Origin of the sequence: Candidatus Sodalis pierantonius str. SOPE (assembly GCF_000517405.1) — a bacterium.
In the GTDB taxonomy this organism is placed as follows: domain Bacteria; phylum Pseudomonadota; class Gammaproteobacteria; order Enterobacterales; family Enterobacteriaceae; genus Sodalis_C; species Sodalis_C pierantonii.
In genome coordinates, this window is sequence record NZ_CP006568.1 from 3,603,371 (window position 1) to 3,629,782 (window position 26,412).

Sequence of the window (26,412 nt, forward strand, 5' to 3'; positions counted from 1 at the left end):
TATCAGGGGATATTTCATGGCCGAATTTCGCCGTTTTCATCTCATATCCATTCATATCCATCCATAAGTAAGCGTAGACCCTGACCGCTTTAATTATTGCCTGAAAAGAAGCAATTTTGCGAGCTATTTTTGCTCCTTTTGCCACCGCGCGAGCAAAGGGATGGCACCCGCCGGACGCCGTTGTCGCGCCAATAGATTATAAAATCTACAATTAGTTGATTTTAATGATAAAAATAACATAATTCTTTGCTAAATTTAGATTTTTAGCGAAAAAGATAAAAACAAAATAATTAGTAATTACAACTAGTTAACTGAATTACGCTAAGTCGACTTAAGGCGTACTGAAGGTTTTTTTATCTTTTTTGTGAGTTCTTAATTTGCGATTATTTTTTTTAGCTCGATTTTTGCGTGAACTACTGCAACGAAACCGGCACAATGTTTCATCTAAAAAAAATTCTAAAAATCCCTTTCCTACAACATGTTGCAGCCTTCATATCTGTAAATTCCGGTAAAGATTAGTAGGATATTAATATACATTATCACTAATAAAACATAAAAAGATATATTTGCCATTATATTTTCATAATATATGCGCCTTTTTCTTATAGTCATATTTCAAATTTAAAAAAACTTCGATAAACTGCTCGGGCAGTCAGTAATGAAGCAGGGGGTCCGATCATACTCCGATTGGGCATTAATAATAACCTGGAAGTAACCCATACTCTTCTGTCTCCAGGGTGCCCCTATTTAATGGAGGTTGAGAGAATTTCAATATTTTTGTTAATAAAATGTATTTCTTGTTAGCGTAAGCTGACAACATTGCTTGTTTAGAATATTTCCCAGCGTCGTCGATTCTGCTTAAGTGTAATATTTACTTGGTGCCATTAAAAGCATCTGTAATACTAAACGGAAATCTAATGTGCTTTGGGAATAACTGATAGCGAATAAATAACATATAGAGATTAGAACATGGATAAATCAACCGATATTTCAGTAATGGTAGAGTCCCTATCGCGTATCTATCACCGCCTGAGAAAAGAAGTGAATGGTCAGCTGGTGAACGAAGGCCTCTCGATGTCGAAAATGAAAATTCTGCATCTGATTACTACCGGCAAAACCAGCGCCACCGATATCAAAAACTATATGGGCTTCTCATCCCGTACCGTGGTCACCGTGCTTGATGCATTGGAAAAAGAGGAGATGCTGCAACGCCAGCAAAGCCCTACCGATCGCCGGGTGAAGTATGTCTATATCACGGAAAAAGGTCGTGAGAAATTGCGTATCGCCGAACAGACCCACAAAGTCATTCTGGATCGCATGTTTGCTCCGTTATCCAAGATGCAGTTAGAGAAATTCAGCGAAGTCTGCAATGTACTTGAAGCTCAGCAAAAATAGCACGGCTTATGATGTTATATCAGCATTGAAATCCGCAGTAAAAAAAGGGCCGGACAGTTGTAGTCATTTATCGTGACCGGACTGACGGGTCGGACGGCTATTCCGGCTACCAGATAATAGACACTTTATCGCGATTTTTAATACTCAAAGGTGGTTTTTTTTACTGGTGGATTTTTGCAGATAAATATCTAAAACGTTCAAAAAAGGAGGTCACGGGGGTTTGCGTCTTCGACGGTTGCCCGTGCTTCCTTAATTCCTTCATAACCGATACTTCACCCCCTCCGCCGGCTCTGCCGCTACGTTGGCAGCTGCATCGCCTCTCAATGCCGTGTATAATAGAAACACGCCATGTCGTTCTTTCAACCTCTGCTGACTATTTCATGATGATTCAAGGTACGCTCTATATCGTTTCCGCCCCGAGCGGCGCGGGAAAATCCAGCCTGATCCAGGCGTTGCTGAAAACCCAGCCGCTTTATGACACCCAGGTGTCAGTCTCCCACACCACCCGCGCCATGCGTCCCGGCGAAGCGCACGGACAGCATTACTTTTTCGTGCCGGTGGCGGAATTTGAGCGAATGATTGCCGAAGATGCCTTTTTGGAACACGCCCAGGTATTTGGCAATTATTACGGCACCTCGCGTGAAACCATCGAGCAGGTGCTGGCAACCGGCGTCGATGTGTTCCTCGATATCGACTGGCAGGGCGCGCAGCAGATCCGGGGTAAAATGTCCGACGCTCGCAGCATCTTTATTTTGCCGCCGTCCAAGGAGGAGTTAGATCGCCGGTTGCGCGGACGCGGTCAGGACAGCGAAGAGGTCATCGCCCGGCGCATGGCGCAGGCGGTAGCTGAAATGACCCACCTTGCGGAGTACGATTATCTCATCGTCAATGACGACTTCAATACCGCATTGCTTGATCTGAAAACCATTATCCGGGCTGAGCGGCTGCGCCTTGAGCGTCAGAAATTACGCCATGACGCATTAATCAGCAAATTGTTGGCAGACTGACACAATTTTCAGTATGATGCCCAGTCATTTCTTCATCTGTGGAGTAGCTCACATATGGCACGCGTAACTGTACAAGACGCCGTCGAGAAAATTGGTAACCGTTTTGACCTGGTGCTGATCGCCGCGCGTCGCGCGCGTCAGATTCAGGTAGGCGGTAAAGATCCACTGGTTGCGGAAGAAAACGATAAATACACCGTTATCGCCCTGCGTGAAATCGAGAAAGGCCTGATTACCAATCAGATCCTGGATTTACGCGATCGCCAGGAGCAGCAAGAACAGGAAGCCGCCGAGATTCAGGCGGTCACCGCGATCGCTGAAGGCCGCCGTTAACAGCAGGTTACTACCCTACCTTGTATCTGTTCGAAAGTCTGAATCTTCTGATTCAACGCTATCTGCCCGAGGATCAGATAAAACTCCTCCGGCAGGCTTATCTTGTCGCTCGTGATGCGCACGAGGGACAGACTCGTTCCAGCGGTGAGCCTTATATCACCCATCCGGTAGCGGTCGCCTGCATCCTGGCCGAGATGCGTCTCGATCATGAGACGCTGATGGCGGCGCTGCTGCATGACGTTATCGAAGATACCCCAGCCACCTACCAGGACATGGAACAACTGTTCGGCAAAAGCGTCGCCGAGCTGGTGGAGGGGGTATCGAAGCTGGACAAGCTGAAATTCCTCGACAAGAAAGAAGCCCAGGCGGAAAACTTTCGTAAAATGATCATGGCGATGGTGCAAGATATCCGCGTCGTGCTGATAAAGCTTGCCGACCGCACCCACAATATGCGCACCCTCGGCGCCCTGCGACCGGACAAACGGCGTCGCATCGCGCGCGAAACGCTGGAAATCTATAGCCCGCTGGCCCACCGGCTGGGTATCCATCACCTGAAAACCGAGCTGGAAGAGCTGGGGTTCGAGGCGCTGTATCCCAACCGCTACCGGGTTATCAAGGAAGTGGTTAAAGCGGCGCGCGGTAACCGCAAGGAGATGATCCAGAAAATCCTCGCCGAGATTGAGGGTCGCTTAACCGAAGCGGGCATTCCCTGTCGCGTCAGCGGACGGGAAAAACATCTCTACTCGATCTATTGCAAGATGCACCTGAAAGAGCAACGTTTTCATTCCATCATGGATATCTACGCTTTTCGGGTGATCGTCAGCGAAGTGGACACCTGTTACCGGGTGCTGGGGCAGATGCATAGCCTGTATAAACCGCGCCCCGGGCGGGTGAAAGATTATATCGCCATCCCCAAAGCCAACGGCTACCAATCGCTGCATACCTCGATGATAGGTCCCCACGGCGTGCCGGTGGAGGTGCAGATTCGCACCGAGGACATGGACCAGATGGCGGAGATGGGGGTGGCGGCGCATTGGGCGTATAAAGAGCAGGGCGAAACCGGTACTACGGCGCAAATCCGCGCGCAGCGCTGGATGCAAAGCCTCCTCGAGCTACAGCAAAGCGCCGGCAGCTCGTTTGAATTCATTGAAAGCGTTAAATCCGATCTTTTTCCCGACGAAATCTACGTATTTACCCCAGAAGGGCGCATCGTCGAATTGCCGGCGGGCGCTACGCCGGTGGATTTCGCCTATGCCGTGCATACCGATATCGGTCACGCCTGCGTGGGCGCGCGGGTGGACAGGCAGCCCTATCCGCTGTCCCAGTCGCTCACCAGCGGTCAGACCGTGGAAATTATTACCGCTCCCGGCGCGCGGCCCAACGCCGCCTGGCTGAATTTCGTCGTAAGCTCCAAGGCGCGGGCCAAAATTCGCCAGATGCTGAAAAACCTCAAGCGTGATGACTCCGTCAGCCTCGGCCGTCGCCTGCTTAACCACGCGTTGGGCGGCAGCCGCAAACTGGTCGAAATGCCGCCGGAAAATATCCAGCGCGAGCTGGACAGGATGAAACTGGCGACGCTTGAAGATCTGCTGGCGGAAATCGGTCTCGGCAACACCATGAGCGTGGTCATTGCCAAAAATCTGCAGGGAGATCAGTCCAACCTGACGCCGCCCGTCGGCCCGCGTACGCTGCCAATTAAAGGCGCCGACGGCGTGCTCATCACCTTCGCCAAATGCTGCCGGCCTATTCCAGGCGATCCGATCATCGCCCACGTCAGCCCCGGCAAAGGGCTGGTGGTACACCATGAATCTTGCCGCAATATCCGGGGCTACCAGAAAGAGCCTGAGAAATTCATGCCGGTGGAGTGGGAAATGGTGAGCGAATAGGAGTTTATCGCCGAAATCAAGGTAGATATGTTCAACCATCAGGGCGCGCTAGCCAATTTGACCGCGTCGATTAACGCCGCCAATTCCAATATTCAGAGCCTTAACACCGAAGAGAAAGACGGCCGGGTGTATAGCGCGTTTATACGCCTAACGACCCGCGATCGCATCCATCTGGCGAATATCATGCGTAAAATCCGCATCATGCCGGATGTCATCCGGGTTAACCGTAACCGCAATTAAGCCATGATGCCGGACCGTTTTGCCTGGCGAGGCGACATGCCGGCCGGTTCTCCTATGCCGCGCGGCGAATTTCCGCCCCCTTGATTATCGCCGTTCGACCTGTATTCTTAAAGAGCGGGGTCGCCGCGCGCAAACACTCGGCCCGGCCGGACAGCGGCCCCGGCGGCGAGAGGACCTATCCCCCAGAAGGGTCGGCCTGATGATAAGCCACGGAGAGCTGATATGACCGAAGACCGCCTGTTAAACGTCATTCCGCTGAATACGCTATCAGGGATCGACCCGAGTCTGGTCAGCAAATTTGCCCGACTCGGGTTGGAAAGCCTACAGGACCTGCTGCTGCATCTGCCGGCCCGCTATGAGGACCGCACCAAACTTTATCCTATCGGCGAGGCGCTGCCGGGGATGACGGTGACCGTGCAGGGTGAAGTCCTGAACAGCGATATCAGTTTTGGCCGCAAACGCATGCTCACCTGCCGCCTGCGCGACGACAGCGGCGTTCTGACGCTACGCTTTTTTCATTTCAACGCGGCGATGAAAAATAGCCTCTCCCCCGGCCAATGGGTGACCGTCTATGGCGAAATCCGCCGCGGCCAGCTCGGCGGCGAGATAATCCATCCCGAATATCATGTCATCAGCGAGCGCAGCCAGGTCACGCTTGCCGCCGCGTTAACGCCGGTATATCCCCACCACCGAAGGCGTTCGACAGGCTACGCTGCGCTGCGCCATCGATCAGGCCCTGAAACTGCTCGACATCACGCCGGTGCCCGAGCTGCCGCCGCCGGAGCTATGCGGCGCTTTGATGAGCCTGGCCGATACCTTACGGATGCTGCACCGCCCGCCGCCGGAAATCTCTCTGGACGATTTAGCGCTGGGCCGTCACCCGGCGCAGCGCCGGCTAATTCTCGAAGAACTGTTGGCCCACAACCTCAGCATGCTGGCGGTCAGGGTCAGGGTGCAGAAAGACCGGGCGTTGCCACTGCGCGCCGATAATCTTTTATCCCAGCGCTTTCTCGCCGCGCTGCCGTTCTCCCCCACCGGCGCCCAACGGCGCGTGGTGGCGGAAATCACCCAGGATCTGACGCGAGATGTCCCGATGATGCGGTTGGTTCAGGGGGATGTGGGATCCGGCAAAACGCTGGTGGCGGCGCTGTGCGCCATTAGCGATGGCCTCCAGGTGGCGCTAATGGCACCCACCGAGCTGCTGGCTGAACAGCATGCGCAAAATTTCCGCGACTGGTTCGCGCCGCTGGGCATCGAGGTCGGCTGGCTGGCGGGCAAGCAGAAAGGGAAAGCGCGCCAGGCGCAGCAGGAGGCCATTAGCGATGGCCGGGTGTCGATAGTCGTGGGCACTCACGCTATTTTCCAAGAGCAGGTGCGCTTCGCCGGGCTGGCGCTGGTGATTATTGATGAGCAGCATCGTTTCGGTGTTCATCAGCGGCTGGCGCTTTGGGAGAAAGGCGTGGCGCAGGGCTTCCATCCGCATCAGTTGATTATGACCGCCACCCCCATCCCCCGGACGCTGGCGATGACCGCCTACGCCGACCTGGACACCTCGGTCATTGATGAGCTGCCGCCGGGCCGGACGCCGGTGACCACGGTGGCAATCCCGGATACCCGGCGCGCGGAAATTATTCAGCGCGTCCGTCAGGCCTGCCTGCAGGAGCAGCGTCAGGCTTACTGGGTCTGCACGCTGATAGAAGAATCGGATGTGCTGGAAGCGCAGGCGGCGGAAGCCACCTCGCAGGAATTGCAAAGCGCGCTGCCCGAGCTTCGGGTCGGGCTGGTGCATGGACGCATGAAGGCGCCGGAAAGCAGCAGCTGATGCAGGCCTCCAAGGCAGACGAGGTACAATTACTGGTGGCGACCACGGTCATCGAGGTGGGCGTCGATGTGCCTAACGCCAGCCTGATGATCATCGAAAACCCCGAGCGGCTCGGGCTGGCGCAGCTGCATCAGCTGCGTGGACGGGTGGGTCGCGGTGCGGTGGCCTCCCACTGCGTGCTGCTGTACAAGTCGCCGCTCAGCAAAACCGCACAGTCGCGTCTACAGGTTCTACGCGACAGCAACGATGGCTTCGTCATTGCCCAGGCGAGACCTGGAAATTCGCGGCCCCGGCGAGCTGCTGGGCACCCGCCAAACCGGCAATGCCGAATTCCGGGTCGCGGATCTGCTGCGCGATCAGGCGATGATTCCAGAGGTACAGCGCCTGGCGCGGCATATCCATCAGCATCACCCCGACTCGGCCCGCGCCCTGATTGAACGCTGGATGTCCGAGCGCGTCCGCTATACCTTCGCCTGAGCGGCGTCTGCCGCCGCTACCTTGTCCCGCAGTGCCGCTATAACGCGGTTACGCGGCACAGTCGGTTTGCGCGCCCGCCTTGGATCGACGTTTTGAGCAAAGCGGGCTTTCGCACCCGCGTTTGCGCCGGTGCCTCAAGGTCGATATCCCCTCGGCAAAACTGACCGTCACGCCCGCGCGGCGCCCTAATCTAGGCGGCGCACGCCGAACCGTTGATCGACGTCAAGGACCCGCCATCGATGGCGGTGCAATCGATTACTTTTCCCTTCAAGATGATTAAAATGCCCTCTTTGCCGCCCAGGAACGTTGCTTGCCATGACATCGCCCGTGATTAACACCGCCCCCGCCTCCGCTGACAGCGCCCCCAGCGAACTGATTTACCGCCTCGACGACAGGCCGCCGCTGCCGCAAACGTTATTCGCCGCCTGTCAGCATCTGCTGGCGATGTTTGTGGCGGTCATCACCCCGGCGCTGCTGATCTGCCAGGCGCTGGGCCTGCCGGCGGACGATACCCGCCATATTATCAGCATGTCGCTGTTCGCTTCCGGGCTTGCGTCCATCCTGCAAATCAAAACCTGGGGACCGGTGGGATCGGGCCTGCTATCAATACAGGGCACCAGCTTCAATTTCGTGACGCCGCTGATTATGGGCGGTCTGGCGCTGAAAAACGGCGGCGCCGATGTGCCGACAATGATGGCCGAGCTGTTCGGCACCCTCATGGTGGCTTCCTGCACCGAAATTCTGCTCTCGCGGGTGCTGCATCTGGCCCGGCGCATCATTACCCCCCTGGTGTCGGGTATCGTGGTGATGATCATCGGCATTTCGCTTATCCAGGTGGGACTCACGTCCATAGGCGGCGGCTTCGCCGCGCTGAACGACCATACCTTCGGCGCCCCGAAAAATCTGATGCTGGCCGGAGTCGTGCTGCTGGTGATCATCCTGCTGAACCGCCAGCGTAACCCCTACCTGCGCGTCGCGTCGCTGGTAATCGCGATGGTGGTGGGGTATCTGCTGGCCTGGGCGACGGGAATGCTGCCGCCGTCGGCGTCGGCGACGGCACAGCCGTTGATTGTGGTGCCGACACCGCTGTATTACGGGCTGGGCTTCGACTGGAATTTGCTTGTTCCGCTGATGTTGGTATTTATGGTCACCTCAATCGAGACCATTGGCGATATTACCGCCACGTCGGACGTGTCGGAACAGCCGGTGCGCGGCCCCCTCTATATGCAGCGCCTGAAAGGCGGAGTGTTGGCCAACGGCCTGAACTCCATGCTGTCTGCGGTGTTCAACACCTTTCCCAACTCCTGCTTTGGCCAAAACAACGGCGTCATCCAGCTTACCGGCGTCGCCAGCCGCTATGTCGGTTTCGTGGTGGCGCTGATGCTTATCGCACTTGGCCTGTTCCCGGCGGTCAGCGGCGTGGTGCAACACATTCCCGAACCGATGCTGGGCGGCATGACGATTGTCATGTTCGGTACCATCGCCGCGTCGGGCGTGCGTATCGTGTCGCGCGAACGCCTCAACCGCCGGGCGATAATGATTATCGCGCTGTCGCTGGCGATCGGTCTTGGCGTCTCGCAACAGCCGCTTATCTTGCAATTCGCGCCGCAGTGGCTGAAAACGCTCTTGTCGTCCGGCATCGCCGCGGGCGGTATTACCGCGATTATCCTCAACATCCTGTTTCCCCCTGAAAAAAACTAGCTCAGGGCGGAGAACAACGATCCAGACCGCGGCGGTGACGTCGCGGTCTTTTTTTGTCTCCGCACCGCTTTGTCGCTTGAGATAGCGGGTCAATTACGGCATAAACAGTGTATCTGTTTTCACCGCTGCGGAATGTGCAATGAAATTTATTGGCAAATTGCTGATCTCACTGCTTCTGATCCTATTATTGCTCATTGTGCTTATCTATATGCTGCTGCAAACCACCTGGGGCGCCGGCTGGCTGGGCCGGCAGTTGACCCGACACAGCGGTTACCAGGTTTCCCTCGGCAATATCAATCACAGATGGACGCAATTTAGCGAGATCCAGCTCGATAACGTCAACCTCGGCAAAAAAGGCGCGCTGCCGACGCTGGTCGCCAAGCGGGTAGTGGCGGAACTTGGCACACAACAACTCACCGATCCCTGGCATGTTAATCGCTTACAATTGCAGGACGGCACCCTGAATCTTGACCCGGCCGCGCCGGCCTGGCCCCTGCAGGCGGATACACTGCAGCTCAATGGTATGGCGGTTCACGCCCCGCACGGCGAGTGGCGACTCAACGGCCAGAACGTCAACGCCGGCATCTCCCCCTGGCGTCCCCAGGCCGGTTATCCGCTGGGCCGGCAGGCGCGTTTTCAGCTTAGCGCCCGTTCTCTGACGCTCAACGGCGTGCCGGCACAGAATGTCCTGGTCCAGGGTGAAATAAACAATCAGGCGCTCACCCTGGATAATCTCGGGGCCGATCTCTACCAGGGCGAGCTTACCGGCACCGCGCGGCGCGCGACCGACGGTAGCTGGCAGGTAGACAGCCTGTGGATGAGCAACGTGCGTTTGCAGTCGGACAAGACGCTGCACGACTTCTTGCGTCAGGTGTTTTCCGTGCCCAAAATTACCCTGCGGCGCGCAGATTTGATCGATGCGCGTATGGAGGGGCGTAACTGGGCGTTTAACGATCTGGATTTGACCCTGCGTGATATGACCTTTCAGGACGGTGACTGGTCGGCGCAGGACGGCTCGCTTTCCTTCAACGCCAGCGATTTGATTAACGGCGGAGTGCATTTAACGGATACCCTCGCCAATATGACTTTTTCGCCCCAGGGCGTTGAGATCCGCCAATTCAGCGGCCGCTGGGAGCTAGGCTTACTGCGCACCAGCGGACGCTGGCGGCGGCAAGAACACCGGCTGGCGCTGGATGAGCTGATGATAGCCGGCCTGGAATATACATTGCCGGCAAATTGGCGCGCGAGCTGGCTGCAATCACTACCGCCTTGGCTTGCCAGCGTGTCGGTGGAAAGGCTGAGCGCCAACCGCAATCTGATTATCGATATCACCCCGGCATTTCCGTTCCAGATCACCGCCCTGGACGTCACCGGCAGGCAACTGGTGCTGGCGCGCGACCATCAATGGGGGGTCTGGTCAGGCAGCATGACCCTCAACGGCAGCGATGCCACTTTCAATAAAACCGACGTGCGCCAGCCGTCGCTGACGCTGGACGCTACCGGCGATACGCTGAATATCAGCGAGCTAAGCGCCTTTACCGGCGAGGGGCTGCTGGAAGCTACCGCCGCCGTCAGCCAGCGGCCGGCGCGGGACTTTACCCTCAGTTTGAACGGGCGGGCGGTAGCGGCCAATGTGCTGCATAACTGGGGGTGGCCGACGCTGCCGCTAACGGGCAACGTCAACCTCAAACTGCAACTGCGGGGGCAGATGACAGCAGCCGCGCCGCTCAAGCCTTCGCTGAACGGCACACTACAGGCCCAAAACACGACGGGGCAAACCCTCAACCAAACCCTGCGCCACGGCGACGTGACGGCAACGCCTGAGCCCTAACAACATCGCTGGTTACGGCCCCGTCAGGTTCAGCGGCAGCGTCATAGGGCCCTTAACCGGCGTTGGAGCCGCCTCGCTCCAGCGGGATATCCAGCGAGGGCGGCAGCACCAGATAGACCCCTTCAAAGATGGCGCCCTTGATATCATTCCCGTACAGTTCGACCTCAAGCTGCACCCGCGCTTTGCGTCCCTGCGCCAGCCGGTCTAAATCTCCCGATAGCGATCCCAGATCCGCCACCGCCCCCGGCCGGCCAATCACCGGTTTGGTATAACGGATATGGGCATCGTCCAAAATAATGGTGCCGCCAAGCTGGCGCTCGCGCAGCAGTAGCCAAATCAGCCCCCAGCCGGTCAGGGTCGCCAGCGAAAACAGACTGCCGGCGAAGAGCGTATGGTGCGGGTTTTGGTTGCCGGTCTCGGGCATAGTGGTCATAAACTTCTGCCCGGTATACTGGCTGATGCGCACGCCCATTTTCTCGCTGAGCGGAATATGCTGATACCAGGCCTGCTGCAGCTGGCCGCACCAATCGGGCCGGTGCAGGATGTCGTCCAGGGTGACGATGGGCTTAATCATCAAAAAATGCCGGATAGGGGTGGTGGACGGGGTGATGATCTCCCCTTGATTGACGAACCCCAGCTTAGCGAAAAACGCCACCGCATCTTCACGGGCGCTGCACACCACCCGTTTGACCCCTTCCTGGCGCGCCACCGACTCCAGCGTCATCGCGACCAGCGTGCCTAAGCCTTTATCCTGCACCTGCGGATGCACCGCCAAAAAGCGTATCGAGGCCTCATTATCAGCATTGACATAAAGACGCCCTACCGCCACCGGCTGGCCCTGCTCGTCCACCACCATCTGGTGATGCGCCATGCCGTCGTAAGCGTCCCTTTCAGAGCCCGGCGGCTGATGCAGCAGCTTGCGCAACATTTCCCAGCGGAACTGATAATATTGTTGGAGCTCCTGTTCGGTTTCCGGAACGCGCAAGTGATACATACCCATCTCTCTTAATTGAATACGCCGTCCGGCCGCTCAGACCTGCAGCCAGAAGGTTACCGGCCCGTCGTTGACCAGTGCCACCTGCATATCGGCGCCAAAGCGCCCGGTTTCGGTGCGAATGCCGGCTTGCCGGCAGCGGTCGGTAAAGTCATCATACAGCCGCCGGGCATCCGCCAGGGTGAATTGGGAAACTACCAGCACGCTCCCTCCCGACTGGCGCACATTAAGGTTCATCTTGCCCTGCTCATCGCTAAATATACGGTATGCCAGCACGCGTTCACACAATTTGGCCGCGCGCTGTTCATCGTCCTGCCGCTCCACGCCCAGCAGGATCAGGAGCCCCGGGCCAATCGCGCCCGCCACCTCATTATCAATGGTGACGCTGGCCTGCGTGACCCGTTGTATCAACTCTATCATCGGAATTCCTTGCAATCTGGGCGGCGTGATGCGCGGCGACCTGCCGGTGCTCGCTCAGCGACGCGGTGATCTCCGCCCCCAATAATACAATGCACCAGCTCCAGTATACCCAGAGAAAGAGAATGGGGATCACCGCCAGCACGCCATAAATGAGCTGGTAGGACGGAAACAAGGTGACATACAGACCGAACGCCTTTTTCCCCAATTCAAACAGCGCGCCCGCCACCAGCGCGCCCACCAGCGCATCGCGCGCCGGCACCCTCACCGTGGGCACCAGGCTATAGAGCAACCAGAACGACGCGCAGGAAAGCAACAGCGGAAAGACGCGCAATAGTAGCGTCATCACGCCGCTGACGCCGCTAACATTCAGCCAGGTAAGGGAAAATAGATAAGAGCTCAGCACCATGCTGGCGCCCGCCAACAGCGGGCCCAGCGTCAAAACCATCCAGTAGACGGCGAAAGAAAAAATAATCGGCCGTTTGTTTTTACTGCGCCAGATACTGTTGAGCACCATATCCACCGAGTAAATCAGCAACAGCGCGGTGACGATGAGGTCACAGGTTCCCACCGCCGTCATACGGCTCGAATTGAGAATGAATTGCTCCAGATACCGCTGGATAACGTCGCCGGTGGCCGGCATGAAATTGGTGAAAATAAAATGGCGCAGCTCAATACTGACATCGGAAAACATCGGAAAGGCGGCAAAGAGCGCAAAGATGACCGTCACCAGCGACAAGAGCGACACGTAGGCCAGATGACCGGCCAGTACCGTGATATCATCGCGATAAACGCGCTTACCCAGGTGCCGGATAAAATGCAGCACCGGCATGAGCTTCTTCAGCCGCAGACCCGTCATCGCCAACCTCTTTGCGGTGATTGCATCAGCGCGGGGCATCCACGCTTTCTTGCCGTCAGGCAAAAAATGCCGGCACGACCTCCCGGTCCGTCACATGCACGCTGCGGATCCCCACCTGACGTGCCACGGCAATATTATCGGCATTATCGTCAAAGAAAACCGCACCGTCCGCCGTCGCCCCTTCCTGCTCAAGTACGTAGCGATAAATGGCCGGGTCCGGTTTGCGCATGCCCAGATCCTGCGACAGATAGAGTTTGTCCACGCATTCTTGCACCTCGGGATACTGGCTCGGCCAGTAATCGCAATGCAGGCGGTTGGTATTGGAGAGGATCACCACGCGATGCCCCTGTTCGCGCAGCTGGGTCAAAATCTCCACCATCTCGGGCCGCAGGCCGACGAACACCGCCTGCCAGCCGGCGGTAAATTGTTCAAAGCTCAACGCGATGCCCAATTCGCCGCAGATTTTGGCGGCAAAGGCTTCATCGGTGATATCCCCACGCTCATGCTGTTCAAAAGCCTCACCCATGACGAACTCTTTTTGCAGGGTGGCCAGCGGGACACAGCTGAAATTGCTCCAGACCCCCAGCACGCGGTTAAAATCGATATCGATAACGACATTCCCCAGATCAAAGATATATAGCATGGTCCCTCCCGAATCCTTCATGAGATCTTCACTGTAGCGGGAAACGGCCTAACTGAACAGCGCGATCGCGGATGCCCTTAGGGTAACAAGGCGCCCGCCGGCGCCTCCAACAGGCCGGCGGGGAGCGCCAGAAGATGAAGCTCCCCGTCGCGGCGCGGTGAAACCCAAATTTGGTGGGCACCGCGACGCGCAATCGGCGTTGGGCCGTGACGAAATTGGGTCGACGCCACACCGTGACCGAACCGGTTGGACGCTGGGCCGTAAGCGGGGACGCCGGCTAGAATTTGCCCTGCGCGGCGGCGGGCAGCGCCGTGCGCCTGCGCTCCTGATGGCGTAGCTCTCCCCAGAAATAGTAGCCGACAAACGCGAAACACAGCAGCGACACGCCGAAAGATCGTTGCATGGAGCCAAGATAATCGGACACATAACCCTGTAGCGCCGGCACTATCGCCGCGCCGACGATGGACATCACGATCACCGCCCCCGCCACTTCAGTATACCGGTTCTCTACCGTTTTAAGCGTGCCGGTGTAAATCGTGGCCCAACAGGGACCGAACAATGCGCTGACGCCTACCGCGGCATAGACGGCGCTAAAATTTGGCACCAGCATCACATACGCCAGCATTGCGACGCCGATTACCGAATAGGCTATCAGCACTTTCTGCACGTTGCAGCGGGTCATCAGGCAATTGGCGATGAATTTGCCGATAAAAAAGCCAATAAAACTGTAGATCATGAAATTGGACGCTTGGCGCTCATTATCGGCCCCCAGCGCCAGCGCCAGCGCCAGACGAATGGTGAAAGACCATACCGCCACCTGCAAACCCACATACAAAAACTGCGCCAGTACCCCGCGACGGAACCGACGGTTGCCCGCCAGATAGCGCAGCGTCTCGGCCATGCCCGGCGCCGCATGGCGCTGAACGGTCTGGGGCTTACAGTGGGGGAATCGGGTCAGCATAATCAGATAATTATAGGGCTCAAGGGTATTTTCCAGCATCGTCAACCTGAACGCGTGGATCTGCTGCGCCGTCATTGACGCCATGCGGCTTTCGAGACTGTCGCCCTCATCAAATACCAGGTATTTCCCCAGCACGATGCCCATGAGCGCCCCGACGGGATAAAACGTCTGACTGATATTCAAACGCAAGGTCGCGTAATCGCGATGGCCTATCATCGCGCTGTAGGTATTGGCGGCGGTCTCGAGAAAGCTCAGTCCTATGGAGATGGCGAAAATCGTCGCCAGGAACATGGTATAGGTCGCCATGCGCGCCGCGGGATAAAACAGCGCGCAACCGATGATATACAGCGTCAAGACGAGAATAATCGCAAGCTTGTAGCTGCTGCTGCGGATAACCAGCGACGCCGGGATGGCTATCAAAAAGTAACCGCCGTAGAAGGCGCTCTGTACCAGCGCGCTGGCGAAATCGCTTAACGCGAAAACGCTTTTAAATTGGGTAATCAAAATATCGTTCAGACTGGCGGCGCAGCCCCAGAGCGGAAACAGGCACGACAGCAGGATAAATTGGAATATCGGCGTCCCGTTCAGATAGCCGTCGGCTAATTGTACGGTTGGCTGAGGCATGGGCTATTCCTCAGTAGGGACGACGATAACGGCGCTAAGCGCGGGGTTAAGCGCCGCCGTGCGGCGAGCGTAGGGGCTTATCAACATCATCAGCTTCCGCCCGCTCGCCGCGACGCGGGGGCGAGGGGGCGGCAGTGGTGCCGACGTTACGCCGCTGCGCTGGATGCTGAGACGTTCCGCCGCTACCGTGGCGCGAGTTGACACTAAAGGCACCGATGGCCGTAATATCCATATACCGATCCTCTTCATGAGTTAAGTTACCTAGTATCATTTAGCCAACATTAACAATTGTTAAATGTAATTATATTTACACCCAACGCTTAATAAGGAGGGATATGCCGGTTAATTACTTATTAACAAGCAATAATGTTAAGTTAAAACATTCGCGCTGCCCTCTACCCGCGGTGAAGCAGCGCCGGGCCATCCCCGTTTGCGTCCTTACCGTCTGGGCGGCAAACGGCCGGCGAATCAGATGGATAGTGAACAGGCGCGGTTTGCGTGGTATAGCCATTGCGGGTAATATCCCCGCAATGGCCTGCCCGGCACATAGGTTTGGGTTGGCGCGCGAGGGCCTAAAGCGCGTCGCCGCATTGGCGACCCCGGCCCCTTCTTTCAGCAACAGCGGGATATTCCCATGGAAATGCGGCACGAAGAACGGATTAACAGACTGCGGCAAGCGCTAAAGCGAACGGACAAACTGCATCTGAAAGACGCCGCCGCGCTCTTAGGCGTTTCCGAGATGACCGTCCGCCGGGATTTAAGCGCTGAATCGACGTCGGTGGTTCTGCTAGGCGTCTATGTGGTCACCGCGCCGCACAACAACGCGGTGACGCGCTACTTCGTCTCCGATCAGCAGGCGCGGCACGTCGACGAAAAAGCGCAGACCGGCCGTCTGGCGGCGGCGCTGGTCGAACCGGACGAAACGCTGTTTTTCGATTGCGGCACCACCACGTCGTTTATCATTGACGCCATTGATGACGATCTCCCGTTTACCGCCGTTTGCTATTCGCTGAATACCTTTTTGGCGCTGCGGGAAAAACCGCGTTGTAACGCCATATTGTGCGGCGGGCGTTATCACCCCGCCAATGCCACCTTCACGCCGCTGACCACCCATTCGCAGCTTGATGATATCTGTCCCACCAAGTCTTTCTTCTCCGCGGCGGGTCTATGCCTACAAAGCGGCGCCACGTGCTTCCATTTCGATGAACTGGCGCTGAAACAGCGTGCGCTCGCCATGGCGCAGCACGCCATTCTGGTGGTCGATCACGGTAAATTCGATTGCGTACGCCCTGCCCGTATTGGCCCGCTAACCGCATTTTCCGCGTTAATCACCGATAGACGGCCGGACCAGAAATTCGTTGATTACTGTCGGCAGCAGGCCATCATGCTGCGCTATGACGGGACATAACGCAGACGACTCGCCGTGGTGATAGTAGGCGGACAGCCAGGGGGCTGACGTAGCCACCGGCGCGGCGGCAGGCGGCAAAAAAAGCCGGTTGACCTAAGTCAACCGGCATAGCGGTAACGGTTCGCCCGGCGGGCGACAGCCGTTATGAGCGATTAGCGCGCTTACGCTCGTTTTCGGTCAAATGACGCTTACGCAAACGGATCGACTGCGGCGTCACTTCCACCAATTCATCATCATCAATGAATTCCAGCGCCTGCTCCAGAGACATCTTGATCGCCGGTACCAGAGTGGTGGCTTCGTCGGTGCCGGAAGCGCGCATGTTGGTCAGCTTCTTACCGGTCAGACAGTTCACCGTCAGATCGTTGGAGCGGGTGTGAATACCGATAATCTGGCCTTCATAGACTTCCGCGCCGTGGCCCAGGAACAGACGTCCGCGATCCTGCAGGCTGTACAGAGCGTAAGCCACCGCCTTGCCCTGGCCGTTGGAGATCAGCACGCCGTTCTGGCGCTGGCCGATTTCCCCGGGACGCACGTCGTCGTAGTGGCTGAAAGTGGAATATAACAGGCCCGTGCCCGAGGTCATGGTCAGGAAATCGGTACGGAAACCAATCAGCCCCCGGCTCGGAATCACGTAATCCAGACGGATGCGGCCTTTACCGTCCGGCAGCATGTCACGCATCTCGCCTTTACGGATGCCCATGGCCTCCATGACCGGCCCCTGATGCTGCTCTTCAATATCCAGCGTCACCGACTCAAACGGCTCCTGCTTGGCGCCATCAACGGTACGGAAAATGACTTTCGGTCGGGAAACGGCAATCTCGAACCCTTCGCGGCGCATGTTCTCGATGAGCACCGACAAGTGCAGCTCGCCGCGGCCGGAAACGCGGAAGGTATCCGGATCTTCGGTTTCTTCCACGCGCAGCGCCACGTTGTGCACCAGTTCTTTATTCAACCGTTCCAGAATCTGGCGGGAGGTAACGTATTTCCCTTCTTTACCACAGAACGGCGAGGTATTGACGCCGAACGACATGGAGACGGTCGGTTCGTCAACCGTCAGCGGCGGCAGCGCTTCAACCTGAGCCGGATCGCAAATGGTATCGGAGATATTCAGCTCGTCCAGCCCGGTGATCGCGATGATATCGCCGGCTTCCGCCAGTTTGAATTCAATACGCTGCAGACCCATATGGCCCAGAACCTGGCCTACTTTACCGTTGCGGCGTTTGCCTTCGCTGTCCACCACCGTCACGTTCTGGTTGGGTTTCACCGAGCCGCGCTTGATGCGGCCAACGCCGATAACGCCCACGTAGCTGTTGTAGTCAAGCTGGGAGATCTGCATCTGGAACGGCCCGTCGACGTCAACCTTCGGCGCCTCGACGTTTTTCACGATGGATTCAAACAGCGGGGTCATGTCGTCGGCCATCTCTTCATGTTCCAGACCGGCGATACCGTTCAGCGCGGATGCGTAGACGATCGGAAAATCGAGCTGCTCGTCGGTGGCGCCCAGGTTGACGAACAGATCGAAGACCTGATCCACCACCCAGTCGGGTCGCGCGCCGGGGCGGTCAACTTTGTTGATGACCACGATCGGTTTCAGACCATAGGCGAACGCTTTCTGCGTCACGAAACGGGTCTGGGGCATCGGACCATCCATGGCATCGACTAGCAGCAATACCGAGTCAACCATCGACATCACGCGCTCAACTTCGCCGCCGAAATCGGCGTGCCCCGGGGTGTCGACGATGTTGATACGGTAGTCGCGCCAGTTGATGGCGGTATTTTTAGCGAGGATGGTAATCCCACGCTCTTTCTCCAAATCGTTGGAGTCCATCACGCGTTCGGTTGCATCGTTGCGGTCACCGAGCGTGCCAGATTGTTGCAACAATTTGTCAACCAGGGTAGTTTTACCATGGTCTACGTGCGCGATGATGGCGATGTTACGCAGATTTTCGATCACAACTTTGCCTCAGACATTAGAAATAGCGCGTTATTGTACACGTATTAGGCGAGGGACTAAACAAGATCCGTCGTTCTTGGCGATTGCGTCATTTTGCGCGCCGCAGCGTCCCTGTCCCGGTGCAAAATCTCATCCCACCCCACCCTATACACCAAAATAGTGCCCACCTTTTCGTCAAATGCACTAAGATGGATCAATCCGGCCAATCTGGTGCAGCCACCCATGCAGCAAAAGACGGCGGCGCAGCGTTTCGCGCCGATTTGGCAATGTTGGCACAGTTTTAGCTTTAGACTGGCTTTGTTGAATAAATCGAACTTTTAGGTGACTGGCGGCTCTGATCACTACATTCGTTTCAACATCAGGTCCCCATGGCAAAGCAAAAGTTTAAAATCACCAACTGGCCCGCATATAACAATGCGCTCAGGCAGCGGGGGGACCTGACAGTATGGCTTGATGAGTCAGCCATTGCTGCATGGACTGAGAGTACACCACCTGAACATCGTGGCCGGCCGCTTCACTACACCGATATGGCCATTACCACGGTTCTGATGATAAAGCGCGTGTTTAACCTTTCGCTCCGGGCGTTACAGGGTTTCGTTGACTCGATTTTTAAACTGATGGGGCTGTCGCTGCGCTGCCCAGATTACTCTCTGGTCAGCCGGCGAGCAAAAACCGTCGACATCAGCATAAAAACGCCAACCCGCGGCGAAATCTCACACCTGGTCATCGATGGCACCGGCCTGAAAATCTTCGGCGAAGGCGAATGGAAAGTCAGGCAGCATGGGGCTGAGAGGCGCAGAGTATGGCGCAAGCTTCATCTGGCAGTAGATAGCGCGACACATGAAATTATCTGTGCCGATTTATCGCTAAGCGGTACGACAGATGCGCAGGCGCTGCCCGGGCTGATTAACCAAACCCACCGGAAAATCAGGGAAGCGTCGGCTGACAGTGCTTACGATACGCGTTACTGTCATGATGCTCTGCTGAGGAAAAAAATAAAGCCGCTTATCCCACCGCGAAGTGGTGCGCAATATTGGCCAGCTCGATACCATGAGCGTAACCATGCGGTGGCAAATCAGCATCTGAGCGGCAATAACGATACCTGGAAAAAGAAAGTAGGTTATCACCGGCGTTCACTGGCTGAAACGGCCATGTTCCGGTTTAAAATACTTCTGGGTGGTCATCTGAGTCTGCATGACTATGACGCGCAGGTAGGTGAGGCTATGGCAATGGTCAAAGCGCTTAACCGGATCACGTTGTTAGGAATGCCAAACAGCGTCCGCATCATGTAACAATCGCCCTGATAGGGAGGAAGTCGTCACAAATTTCGGATTTATTCAACAAAGCGCTTTAGACTATGTAAGCCAGAAAATCCAATCCATAGGCGTTCGTTCCACGACGACAACAAGCAACATCCGGGAGAATATGAGTTATGTCCGTTGAACAAGTCATGTCGATGCTTATAGAACATGAAGTAAAATTTATCGACTTACGTTTCACCGATACCAAAGGTAAAGAGCAGCACGTTACCATTCCTGCACCAGTCAAAAAAGAAGAGGTGGATGACTTCTTTGAAGAGGGCAAGATGTTCGACGGCTCCTCTATCGGCGGCTGGAAAGGCATTAACGAATCCGACATGGTCTTGATGCCCGACGCATCTTCTGCCGTGATGGATCCGTTCTATGAAGAATCGACGCTCATTATCCGCTGTGACATCCTTGAGCCGGCAACCATGCAGGGCTACGATCGCGATCCTCGCTCTATCGCCAAGCGTGCAGAAGACTTTCTGAAATCTTCCGGCATCGCCGATCAGGTGCTGTTTGGACCGGAGCCGGAATTCTTTCTGTTCGACGACATTCGTTTCGGTACCTCGATTTCCGGCTCGCATGTGGCAATCGACGATATCGAAGCGGCCTGGAACACTGGTAAAGCTTATGAAGGCGGCAACAAAGGCCACCGTCCGGGCGTGAAGGGCGGTTATTTCCCGGTTCCGCCGGTAGATTCCTCGCAGGATCTGCGCTCCACCATGTGCTTGACCATGGCGGAAATGGGCTTGGTCGTGGAAGCGCACCATCACGAAGTGGCTACCGCCGGCCAGAATGAAGTGGCTACCCGCTTCAACACCCTGACCAAAAAAGCCGATGAAATCCAGATCTACAAATATGTCGTGCATAACGTTGCCCACGCATTCGGTAAAACCGCGACCTTTATGCCCAAGCCGATTTTCGGCGATAACGGTTCCGGCATGCACTGCCATATGTCGTTGAGCAAAGACGGCAATAACCTGTTTTCCGGCGATAAGTACGGCGGCCTGTCCGAAGCGGCCCTGTTCTATATCGGCGGCGTTATCAAGCACGCTAAAGCCATCAATGCCCTGACCAACCCGACCACCAACTCCTACAAGCGTCTGGTCCCGGGTTATGAAGCGCCGGTCATGCTGGCTTATTCCGCCCGCAACCGCTCCGCCTCCATCCGTATTCCGGTGGTTGCCAGCCCGAAAGCACGCCGTATCGAAGTGCGCTTCCCGGATCCGGCCGCCAACCCGTACCTGGCGTTCCCCGCGCTGCTGATGGCCGGCCTGGACGGTATCATCAACAAAATCCATCCTGGCGACGCCATGGATAAGAACCTTTATGATCTGCCGGCGGAAGAAGCCAGCGAAATCCCAACCGTGGCCGGCTCCCTTGAGGAAGCATTGAACGCCCTGGATGCGGATCGCGAGTTCCTGACCCGCGGCGGCGTATTCACCGACGACACCATCGATGCCTATATCGCGCTGCGCACGGAAGAAAACGATCGCGTACACATGACGCCGCACCCGGTGGAGTTCGAGCTGTACTACAGCGTTTAATCGCCCGAGTTTTTTGTTGCCGTGGAAACTTTCAGCCCATCTCCGGATGGGCTTTTTTCTCCACCAAACCTGGCGCGCAGCCATGCGCAATCACCGATAACCGATCGCTTTGCACTAACTGAGTGCGGGAGACTGCTAAATGGCAACCGGCACACTGCCCGAAGCTGGGCAGATCCTTAATTCGCTCATCACTAGTATTTTGCTGCTGGATAATGATCTGGTGGTGCACTACGCCAACCCGGCGGCGCAGCAGTTGCTGGCGCAAAGCTCACGCAAGCTGTTCGGCACTCCGCTGCCCGAACTGCTGGGCTATTTCTCCCTCAGTGTCGAGCTGATGCGCGAAAGCCTGGACGCCGGCCAGGGTTTTACCGATAACGAAGTGACGCTGGTGGTAGACGGCAGGGCGCACATCCTGTCGCTGACCGCGCAGCGGCTGCCGGAAGAGACTATTCTGATGGAGCTGGCGCCGATGGATAATCAACGCCGTCTTAGCCAAGAGCAGCTCCAGCACGCCCAACAAGTCGCAGCGCGGGATCTGGTGCGCGGCCTCGCCCATGAGATCAAAAATCCCCTCGGCGGGCTGCGCGGCGCAGCTGCTGGCCAAGGCGCTGCCCGACCCGGCGTTGACGGAATACACCAAAGTGATCATTGAGCAGGCCGATAGGCTGCGCAACCTGGTCGACCGCTTACTGGGTCCCCAACAGCCCGGAATGCACGTCACGCAAAGTATTCATCAAGTCTGCGAACGGGTGTTTAAGCTAGTGTCGCTTGAAATGCCGGATAATGTCATCCTGGTGCGGGATTATGATCCCAGCCTGCCGGAGTTGACCCACGATCCGGATCAGATGGAGCAGGTATTGCTGAATATCACCCGCAACTCGCTACAGGCGCTGGGGGAGGAGGGCGGCACCATCACCCTCAGAACGCGTACCGCCTTCCAACTGACGCTGCATGGGGTTCGTTACCGGCTGGTGGCGCGCATTGATATCGAGGACGACGGCCCGGGGATCCCGGCGCAATTGCAGGATACGCTGTTTTATCCCATGGTCAGCGGCCGCGAAGGGGGCACCGGCCTGGGCCTCTCCATCGCCCGCAGTCTGATCGATCAGAATTCAGGAAAGATTGAATTTAACAGTTGGCCGGGACATACCGAGTTTTCGGTATACCTGCCTATTCGCCAGTGAGGTTCTGTATGCAACGAGGGATAGTCTGGATCGACGACGACGATAGCTCCATCCGCTGGGTGCTTGAACGCGCACTCACTGGGGCCGGGTTGACCTGCACCACCTTTGAAGGTGGCAGCCAGGTGCTGGACGCGCTCGCCACCCAAACGCCGGACGTGCTGTTGTCCGATATTCGCATGCCCGGCATGGACGGGTTGGCATTGCTAAAACAAATCAAACAGCGTCACCCGATGCTGCCGGTCATCATCATGACCGCCCACTCCGATCTGGATGCCGCAGTAAGCGCCTATCAGCAAGGGGCGTTTGACTATTTACCGAAACCGTTCGATATCGACGAAGCGGTAGCGCTGGTGGAACGCGCCGTCAGCCACTACCTGGAACAGCAGCCGCCCCGCAGTCAGCCCGCCAGCGGCCCCACCGCCGACATCATCGGCGAGGCGCCGGCGATGCAGGATGTGTTCCGCATCATTGGCCGGCTATCGCGCTCGTCCATCAGCGTCCTTATCAACGGCGAGTCCGGCACCGGCAAAGAATTGGTGGCCCACGCCCTGCATCGCCATAGTCCACTCGCCAAGGCGCCGTTTATCGCGCTCAATATGGCGGCGATCCCGAAGGATTTGATTGAGTCGGAATTATTCGGCCATGAAAAAGGGGCGTTTACCGGCGCCAATCAAATCCGTCAGGGCCGTTTCGAGCAGGCCGACGGCGGCACGCTGTTTCTGGACGAAATCGGCGATATGCCGCTGGATGTGCAAACCCGCCTGCTGCGTGTATTGGCGGACGGTCAGTTCTACCGCGTCGGCGGCTATGCGCCGGTCAAAGTGGATGTGCGGATCATCGCCGCCACCCACCAGAACCTGGAGCTGCGCGTGCAGGAAGGCCGCTTTCGCGAGGATTTGTTCCATCGCCTGAACGTGATCCGGGTCCATCTGCCGCCGCTGCGCGAGCGACGGGAAGATATTCCCCGGCTGGCGCGGTATTTCCTGCAGGTGGCGGCCAGGGAGCTGGGCGTAGAGCCGAAAAATCTGCACCCGGAAACCGAAACCGCGCTGACCCGCCTCCCCTGGCCTGGGAACGTGCGTCAGTTGGAAAATACCTGCCGCTGGTTGACGGTAATGGCCGCCGGACAAGAAGTACTGATTCAGGATTTGCCGCCGGAGCTGTTTGAAACCACCGCGCCGAATAACGTGGTGCAATCGCTGCCGGATAGCTGGGCCACGCTGCTGGCGCAGTGGGCGGATCGCGCGTTGCGCTCCGGCCACCATAACCTGCTGTCGGAAGCGCAGCCGGAGATGGAGTGCACCTTGTTGACCACCGCGCTGCGCCATACCCAGGGCCACAAGCAGGAAGCTGCCCGTTTGCTCGGCTGGGGTCGCAACACGCTAATGCGCAAGTTAAAAGAGTTTGGGATGGAGTAATCCCCTAACGCGCCACAGAGAGTGCGCCGCGATGCAAATTTTCGTTTAAACGGTTTACATCGCGGTCCGGCTCAGTATTATTTCTGAGCACAAGGGGGAGACAAGCCATGTTGCAGACCATTATCGCTTTCGTGACGCAGGGATTGGACGCGGTTATCAATGCGGGGCACGCCCCACAGACGGCGCTGGCGGCGGTCATGTGCGCCACGCTCATCAATTCACTGAATTGATCGGTCGTCCGACACCCTCATGACGCCCCTTTTCGCCTGATGGCGGAAAGGGGTGATTTAGATCACCCGGGAAAACTGGCGCTGGCTGGCGCGTAAATAAGCATCGAAACACATGCAAATATTGCGCACCAGCAGACGGCCGCGGGCGGTTATTTCCAGCGCGCCGGCGCTCATCGTTACCAGCCCGTCCTCCACCAGCGGCGCCATTTGCGCCAGATCCCCGGCAAAGTAGTCGGTAAATTGGATACCGTAAGCCGTTTCAATCACGTTGAAATCAAGGCGAAACTGGCAAATCAGCGCTTTGATGACATCCCGACGCAGGCAATCGTCGCGGCTGAGCGCCACGCCACGCCACAAACCGTTGCCCTGCCGCTCAACGGAATCGCGATAGCTGCGCATGACTTTCTGATTTTGCGCATAATGGTCGCCGATCATACTTATCGCTGATAAACCCAATCCCAGCAGATCGCACTCGCCCTGGGTGGTATACCCCTGAAAATTGCGGTGCAGCCGCCCCGCCCGCTGCGCCAGCGCCAGTTCATCGTCCGGCCGGGCGAAATGGTCCATGCCGATAAACTGATAGCCCGCGTCGGTGAGGGTCATGATACTGTGCTGCAACAGGGCCAGTTTTTGCCCGGCGTCGGGCAAATCCGCGTCTTTAAACTTGCGCTGCGCGGCAAATAGCGACAGCATATGGGCATAATTGAACACGCTTAAACGCTGCGGCTCAAGCGCGATGACCCGCTGCAACGTGTAAGCGAAGCGATCGCGCATTTGGCGCGGCAGACCGTAAATCAAATCGATGTTGGTCGAGCGGAATCCCAGACGGGTGGCGCGCTCAATTAGACCAAAAATCAGCGCTTCGTCCTGCTCGCGATTGATTAAGACGCTGCACCTCGCCATTAAAATCCTGCACGCCGACGCTGATACGATTGAACCCTTGGCGCTGCAAATCATCAATGAGATCCAGCGGGATATCCCGCGGATCGATTTCAATGGACAGCTCGGCGTCGGCAGCAAAAGAGAAGTGCTCCCGCAGCAGCGCCATTAACTGCGCTGTCTGCGCCACCGACAAAAAGGTCGGCGTCCCGCCGCCCCAATGCATTTGGCTGACGTGCCTGCCGGCGAACAATGGCGCCCGCGCGCGAATTTCCCGCGCCAGCGTATCGAGATAATCATCGACCTTCGCGCCATGGCGCGTGACTATCTTATTGCAGCCGCAGAAGTAGCACAGCTTGTGACAGAACGGGATATGGACATACAGCGACAGCGGCCGCTCGGGATAACGACTCGCCGCCGTGGCAAACGCCGCGTCATCATACTCTTGGCTGAATTCAAGCGCGGTGGGATAGGACGTATAGCGCGGCCCGGAGTAATTGTATTTCTGAATGAGGGCCGAATCCCATTCGATTGCTGGCAGTGATTTCACGGCTTACTCCTTACCCGGGGGACGTCGTCGACGGCGCCGTCTGACGTGCGGGGCGGGCCGCTTGCAGCCGCGCCTTGCGTCGCGAGAGGCGCCATAGTTTACCTGATAACCACACAAGATAACAGGTTAACAATAGCGCAAGGAGCAGCGTTAAGGCCGGCAAGGATTAGAAGCTGTCTTTGTCGTAGCCGCGTTTTAGCAGCTGCAGTATATCTTCCTGATTCGTCTACGCGTCCTCATCGTCATCGTCAATAAGCTCAATGCACAACTCGGTCATCAGCTCATCAATTCGATCCAGCGCCTGGTCGACATAGCGTCGCTCCTCCGTGGAAAGGGTTTCATCCTGCTCAAGACGCTGCAATAACGCATCCAGACGATCGTCATTCTCCAAGCGTGCCAACTCCTGTTCGGCCGTTTCCCGCGGCTTTGGCGACTGCGGCGCGGGCGCGAGGGATTTGGGTTGGACCGTTGTCCCCTCAACCGTCAGCGGCACGGGTTTTTTGCTGCCGATACGGCCATCCTGCGGCGTACGGGTTTTTTGGCGTACGGCCTCGCCGCCGCCGCCCTGACTGCGTGAACCGGCGGCCAGCCCGCGGCGTTTTTTCTGCCGCTTACGTTCACGCCCTTCGAGATTCAACTCTTCGCGGCTTTTACGCTGCTTTTTTTTTCGCGCGTCCCCGGGCTTGCCGCGGCCGCCCCGTGCTGATGAATTCATAATATTGGCTCTTGGGTAAGGGTAATGACGTCTACC

Annotated in this window: 17 protein-coding genes and 4 pseudogenes; 13 read left to right on the forward strand and 8 right to left on the reverse strand. The window is 57.0% G+C overall.

The window, feature by feature from the left end; genetic code table 11:
* The first annotated feature begins 969 nt into the window (after positions 1-969).
* The 7 genes and pseudogenes from SOPEG_RS18010 to SOPEG_RS18040 all read left to right on the forward strand — a co-directional run bounded on the left by SOPEG_RS18010 (position 970) and on the right by SOPEG_RS18040 (position 10,689).
* The gene (locus SOPEG_RS18010) at positions 970-1,395 is read left to right on the forward strand and encodes a MarR family winged helix-turn-helix transcriptional regulator (protein WP_025246387.1); all 426 of its coding nucleotides are present in this window, start codon (positions 970-972) and stop codon (positions 1,393-1,395) included.
* Between the two features lie 383 nt (positions 1,396-1,778).
* Complete coding sequence (gene gmk, locus SOPEG_RS18015) at positions 1,779-2,402, forward strand: guanylate kinase (RefSeq protein ID WP_025246388.1); 624 nt, start codon at positions 1,779-1,781, stop codon at positions 2,400-2,402.
* A gap of 54 nt (positions 2,403-2,456) precedes the next feature.
* On the forward strand, positions 2,457-2,732 hold the full coding sequence (rpoZ, locus tag SOPEG_RS18020) for a DNA-directed RNA polymerase subunit omega (RefSeq protein ID WP_025246389.1): 276 nt from the start codon (positions 2,457-2,459) through the stop codon (positions 2,730-2,732).
* Positions 2,733-2,752: 20 nt separating this feature from the next.
* A pseudogene (spoT, locus tag SOPEG_RS18025) lies at positions 2,753-4,858 on the forward strand (bifunctional GTP diphosphokinase/guanosine-3',5'-bis pyrophosphate 3'-pyrophosphohydrolase).
* Positions 4,859-5,080: 222 nt separating this feature from the next.
* A pseudogene (gene recG, locus SOPEG_RS18030) lies at positions 5,081-7,157 on the forward strand (ATP-dependent DNA helicase RecG).
* A 327-nt stretch (positions 7,158-7,484) separates the two neighbouring features.
* A complete protein-coding gene (locus SOPEG_RS18035; RefSeq protein ID WP_417903423.1) occupies positions 7,485-8,858 on the forward strand; it encodes a uracil-xanthine permease family protein in 1,374 nt (457 codons plus the stop codon).
* 139 nt (positions 8,859-8,997) lie between these two features.
* On the forward strand, positions 8,998-10,689 hold the full coding sequence (locus SOPEG_RS18040; RefSeq protein WP_025246391.1) for an AsmA family protein: 1,692 nt from the start codon (positions 8,998-9,000) through the stop codon (positions 10,687-10,689).
* 52 nt (positions 10,690-10,741) lie between these two features.
* Here SOPEG_RS18040 and fabY read toward each other — a convergent pair whose 3' ends face one another.
* The 5 genes from fabY to fucP all read right to left on the reverse strand — a co-directional run bounded on the left by fabY (position 10,742) and on the right by fucP (position 15,187).
* On the reverse strand, positions 10,742-11,683 hold the full coding sequence (gene fabY, locus SOPEG_RS18045; RefSeq protein WP_025246392.1) for a fatty acid biosynthesis protein FabY: 942 nt from the start codon (positions 11,681-11,683) through the stop codon (positions 10,742-10,744).
* A 36-nt stretch (positions 11,684-11,719) separates the two neighbouring features.
* Positions 11,720-12,103, reverse strand: coding sequence for a D-aminoacyl-tRNA deacylase (gene dtd, locus SOPEG_RS18050; RefSeq protein ID WP_025246393.1), 384 nt, complete (start codon positions 12,101-12,103; stop codon positions 11,720-11,722).
* Positions 12,057-12,959: a virulence factor BrkB family protein gene (locus SOPEG_RS18055; protein WP_025246394.1), complete on the reverse strand. Its 903-nt coding sequence runs from the start codon at positions 12,957-12,959 to the stop codon at positions 12,057-12,059. Before SOPEG_RS18055 ends, dtd begins: the two co-directional genes overlap by 47 nt.
* A 55-nt stretch (positions 12,960-13,014) precedes the next feature.
* A complete protein-coding gene (yihX, locus tag SOPEG_RS18060) occupies positions 13,015-13,602 on the reverse strand; it encodes a glucose-1-phosphatase (RefSeq protein WP_025246395.1) in 588 nt (195 codons plus the stop codon).
* A 277-nt stretch (positions 13,603-13,879) separates the two neighbouring features.
* Complete coding sequence (fucP, locus tag SOPEG_RS18065; RefSeq protein WP_025246396.1) at positions 13,880-15,187, reverse strand: L-fucose:H+ symporter permease; 1,308 nt, start codon at positions 15,185-15,187, stop codon at positions 13,880-13,882.
* A 634-nt stretch (positions 15,188-15,821) separates the two neighbouring features.
* On the opposite strand from fucP, the gene deoR reads away from it, so the two are divergent.
* The gene (gene deoR / locus SOPEG_RS18075; RefSeq protein ID WP_025246398.1) at positions 15,822-16,595 is read left to right on the forward strand and encodes a DNA-binding transcriptional repressor DeoR; all 774 of its coding nucleotides are present in this window, start codon (positions 15,822-15,824) and stop codon (positions 16,593-16,595) included.
* A gap of 142 nt (positions 16,596-16,737) precedes the next feature.
* Here the strand turns inward: deoR and typA are convergent, their stop codons facing one another.
* Positions 16,738-18,549, reverse strand: coding sequence for a ribosome-dependent GTPase TypA (typA, locus tag SOPEG_RS18080; RefSeq protein WP_025246399.1), 1,812 nt, complete (start codon positions 18,547-18,549; stop codon positions 16,738-16,740).
* 368 nt (positions 18,550-18,917) lie between these two features.
* Between typA and SOPEG_RS18085 the strand changes: the two genes are divergently transcribed.
* The 5 genes and pseudogenes from SOPEG_RS18085 to SOPEG_RS27910 all read left to right on the forward strand — a co-directional run bounded on the left by SOPEG_RS18085 (position 18,918) and on the right by SOPEG_RS27910 (position 24,232).
* Entirely contained in the window at positions 18,918-19,841 is a 924-nt protein-coding gene (locus SOPEG_RS18085; protein WP_025243834.1) for an IS5-like element ISSoEn1 family transposase, read from the forward strand.
* 140 nt (positions 19,842-19,981) lie between these two features.
* The gene (glnA, locus tag SOPEG_RS18090; protein ID WP_025246400.1) at positions 19,982-21,400 is read left to right on the forward strand and encodes a glutamate--ammonia ligase; all 1,419 of its coding nucleotides are present in this window, start codon (positions 19,982-19,984) and stop codon (positions 21,398-21,400) included.
* A gap of 139 nt (positions 21,401-21,539) precedes the next feature.
* Positions 21,540-22,584, forward strand: a pseudogene (glnL, locus tag SOPEG_RS18095) (nitrogen regulation protein NR(II)).
* A gap of 8 nt (positions 22,585-22,592) precedes the next feature.
* Positions 22,593-24,002, forward strand: a complete 1,410-nt coding sequence (gene glnG / locus SOPEG_RS18100; protein ID WP_025246401.1) for a nitrogen regulation protein NR(I) — start codon at positions 22,593-22,595, stop codon at positions 24,000-24,002.
* Positions 24,003-24,109: 107 nt separating this feature from the next.
* Positions 24,110-24,232, forward strand: coding sequence for a YshB family small membrane protein (locus SOPEG_RS27910; protein ID WP_148297133.1), 123 nt, complete (start codon positions 24,110-24,112; stop codon positions 24,230-24,232).
* Positions 24,233-24,289: 57 nt separating this feature from the next.
* On the opposite strand, the pseudogene hemN reads toward SOPEG_RS27910, so the two are convergent.
* Positions 24,290-25,661 (reverse strand): annotated as a pseudogene (hemN, locus tag SOPEG_RS18105) (oxygen-independent coproporphyrinogen III oxidase).
* 226 nt (positions 25,662-25,887) lie between these two features.
* The gene (yihI, locus tag SOPEG_RS18110; RefSeq protein WP_051419911.1) at positions 25,888-26,376 is read right to left on the reverse strand and encodes a Der GTPase-activating protein YihI; all 489 of its coding nucleotides are present in this window, start codon (positions 26,374-26,376) and stop codon (positions 25,888-25,890) included.
* Positions 26,377-26,412 lie beyond the last annotated feature (36 nt).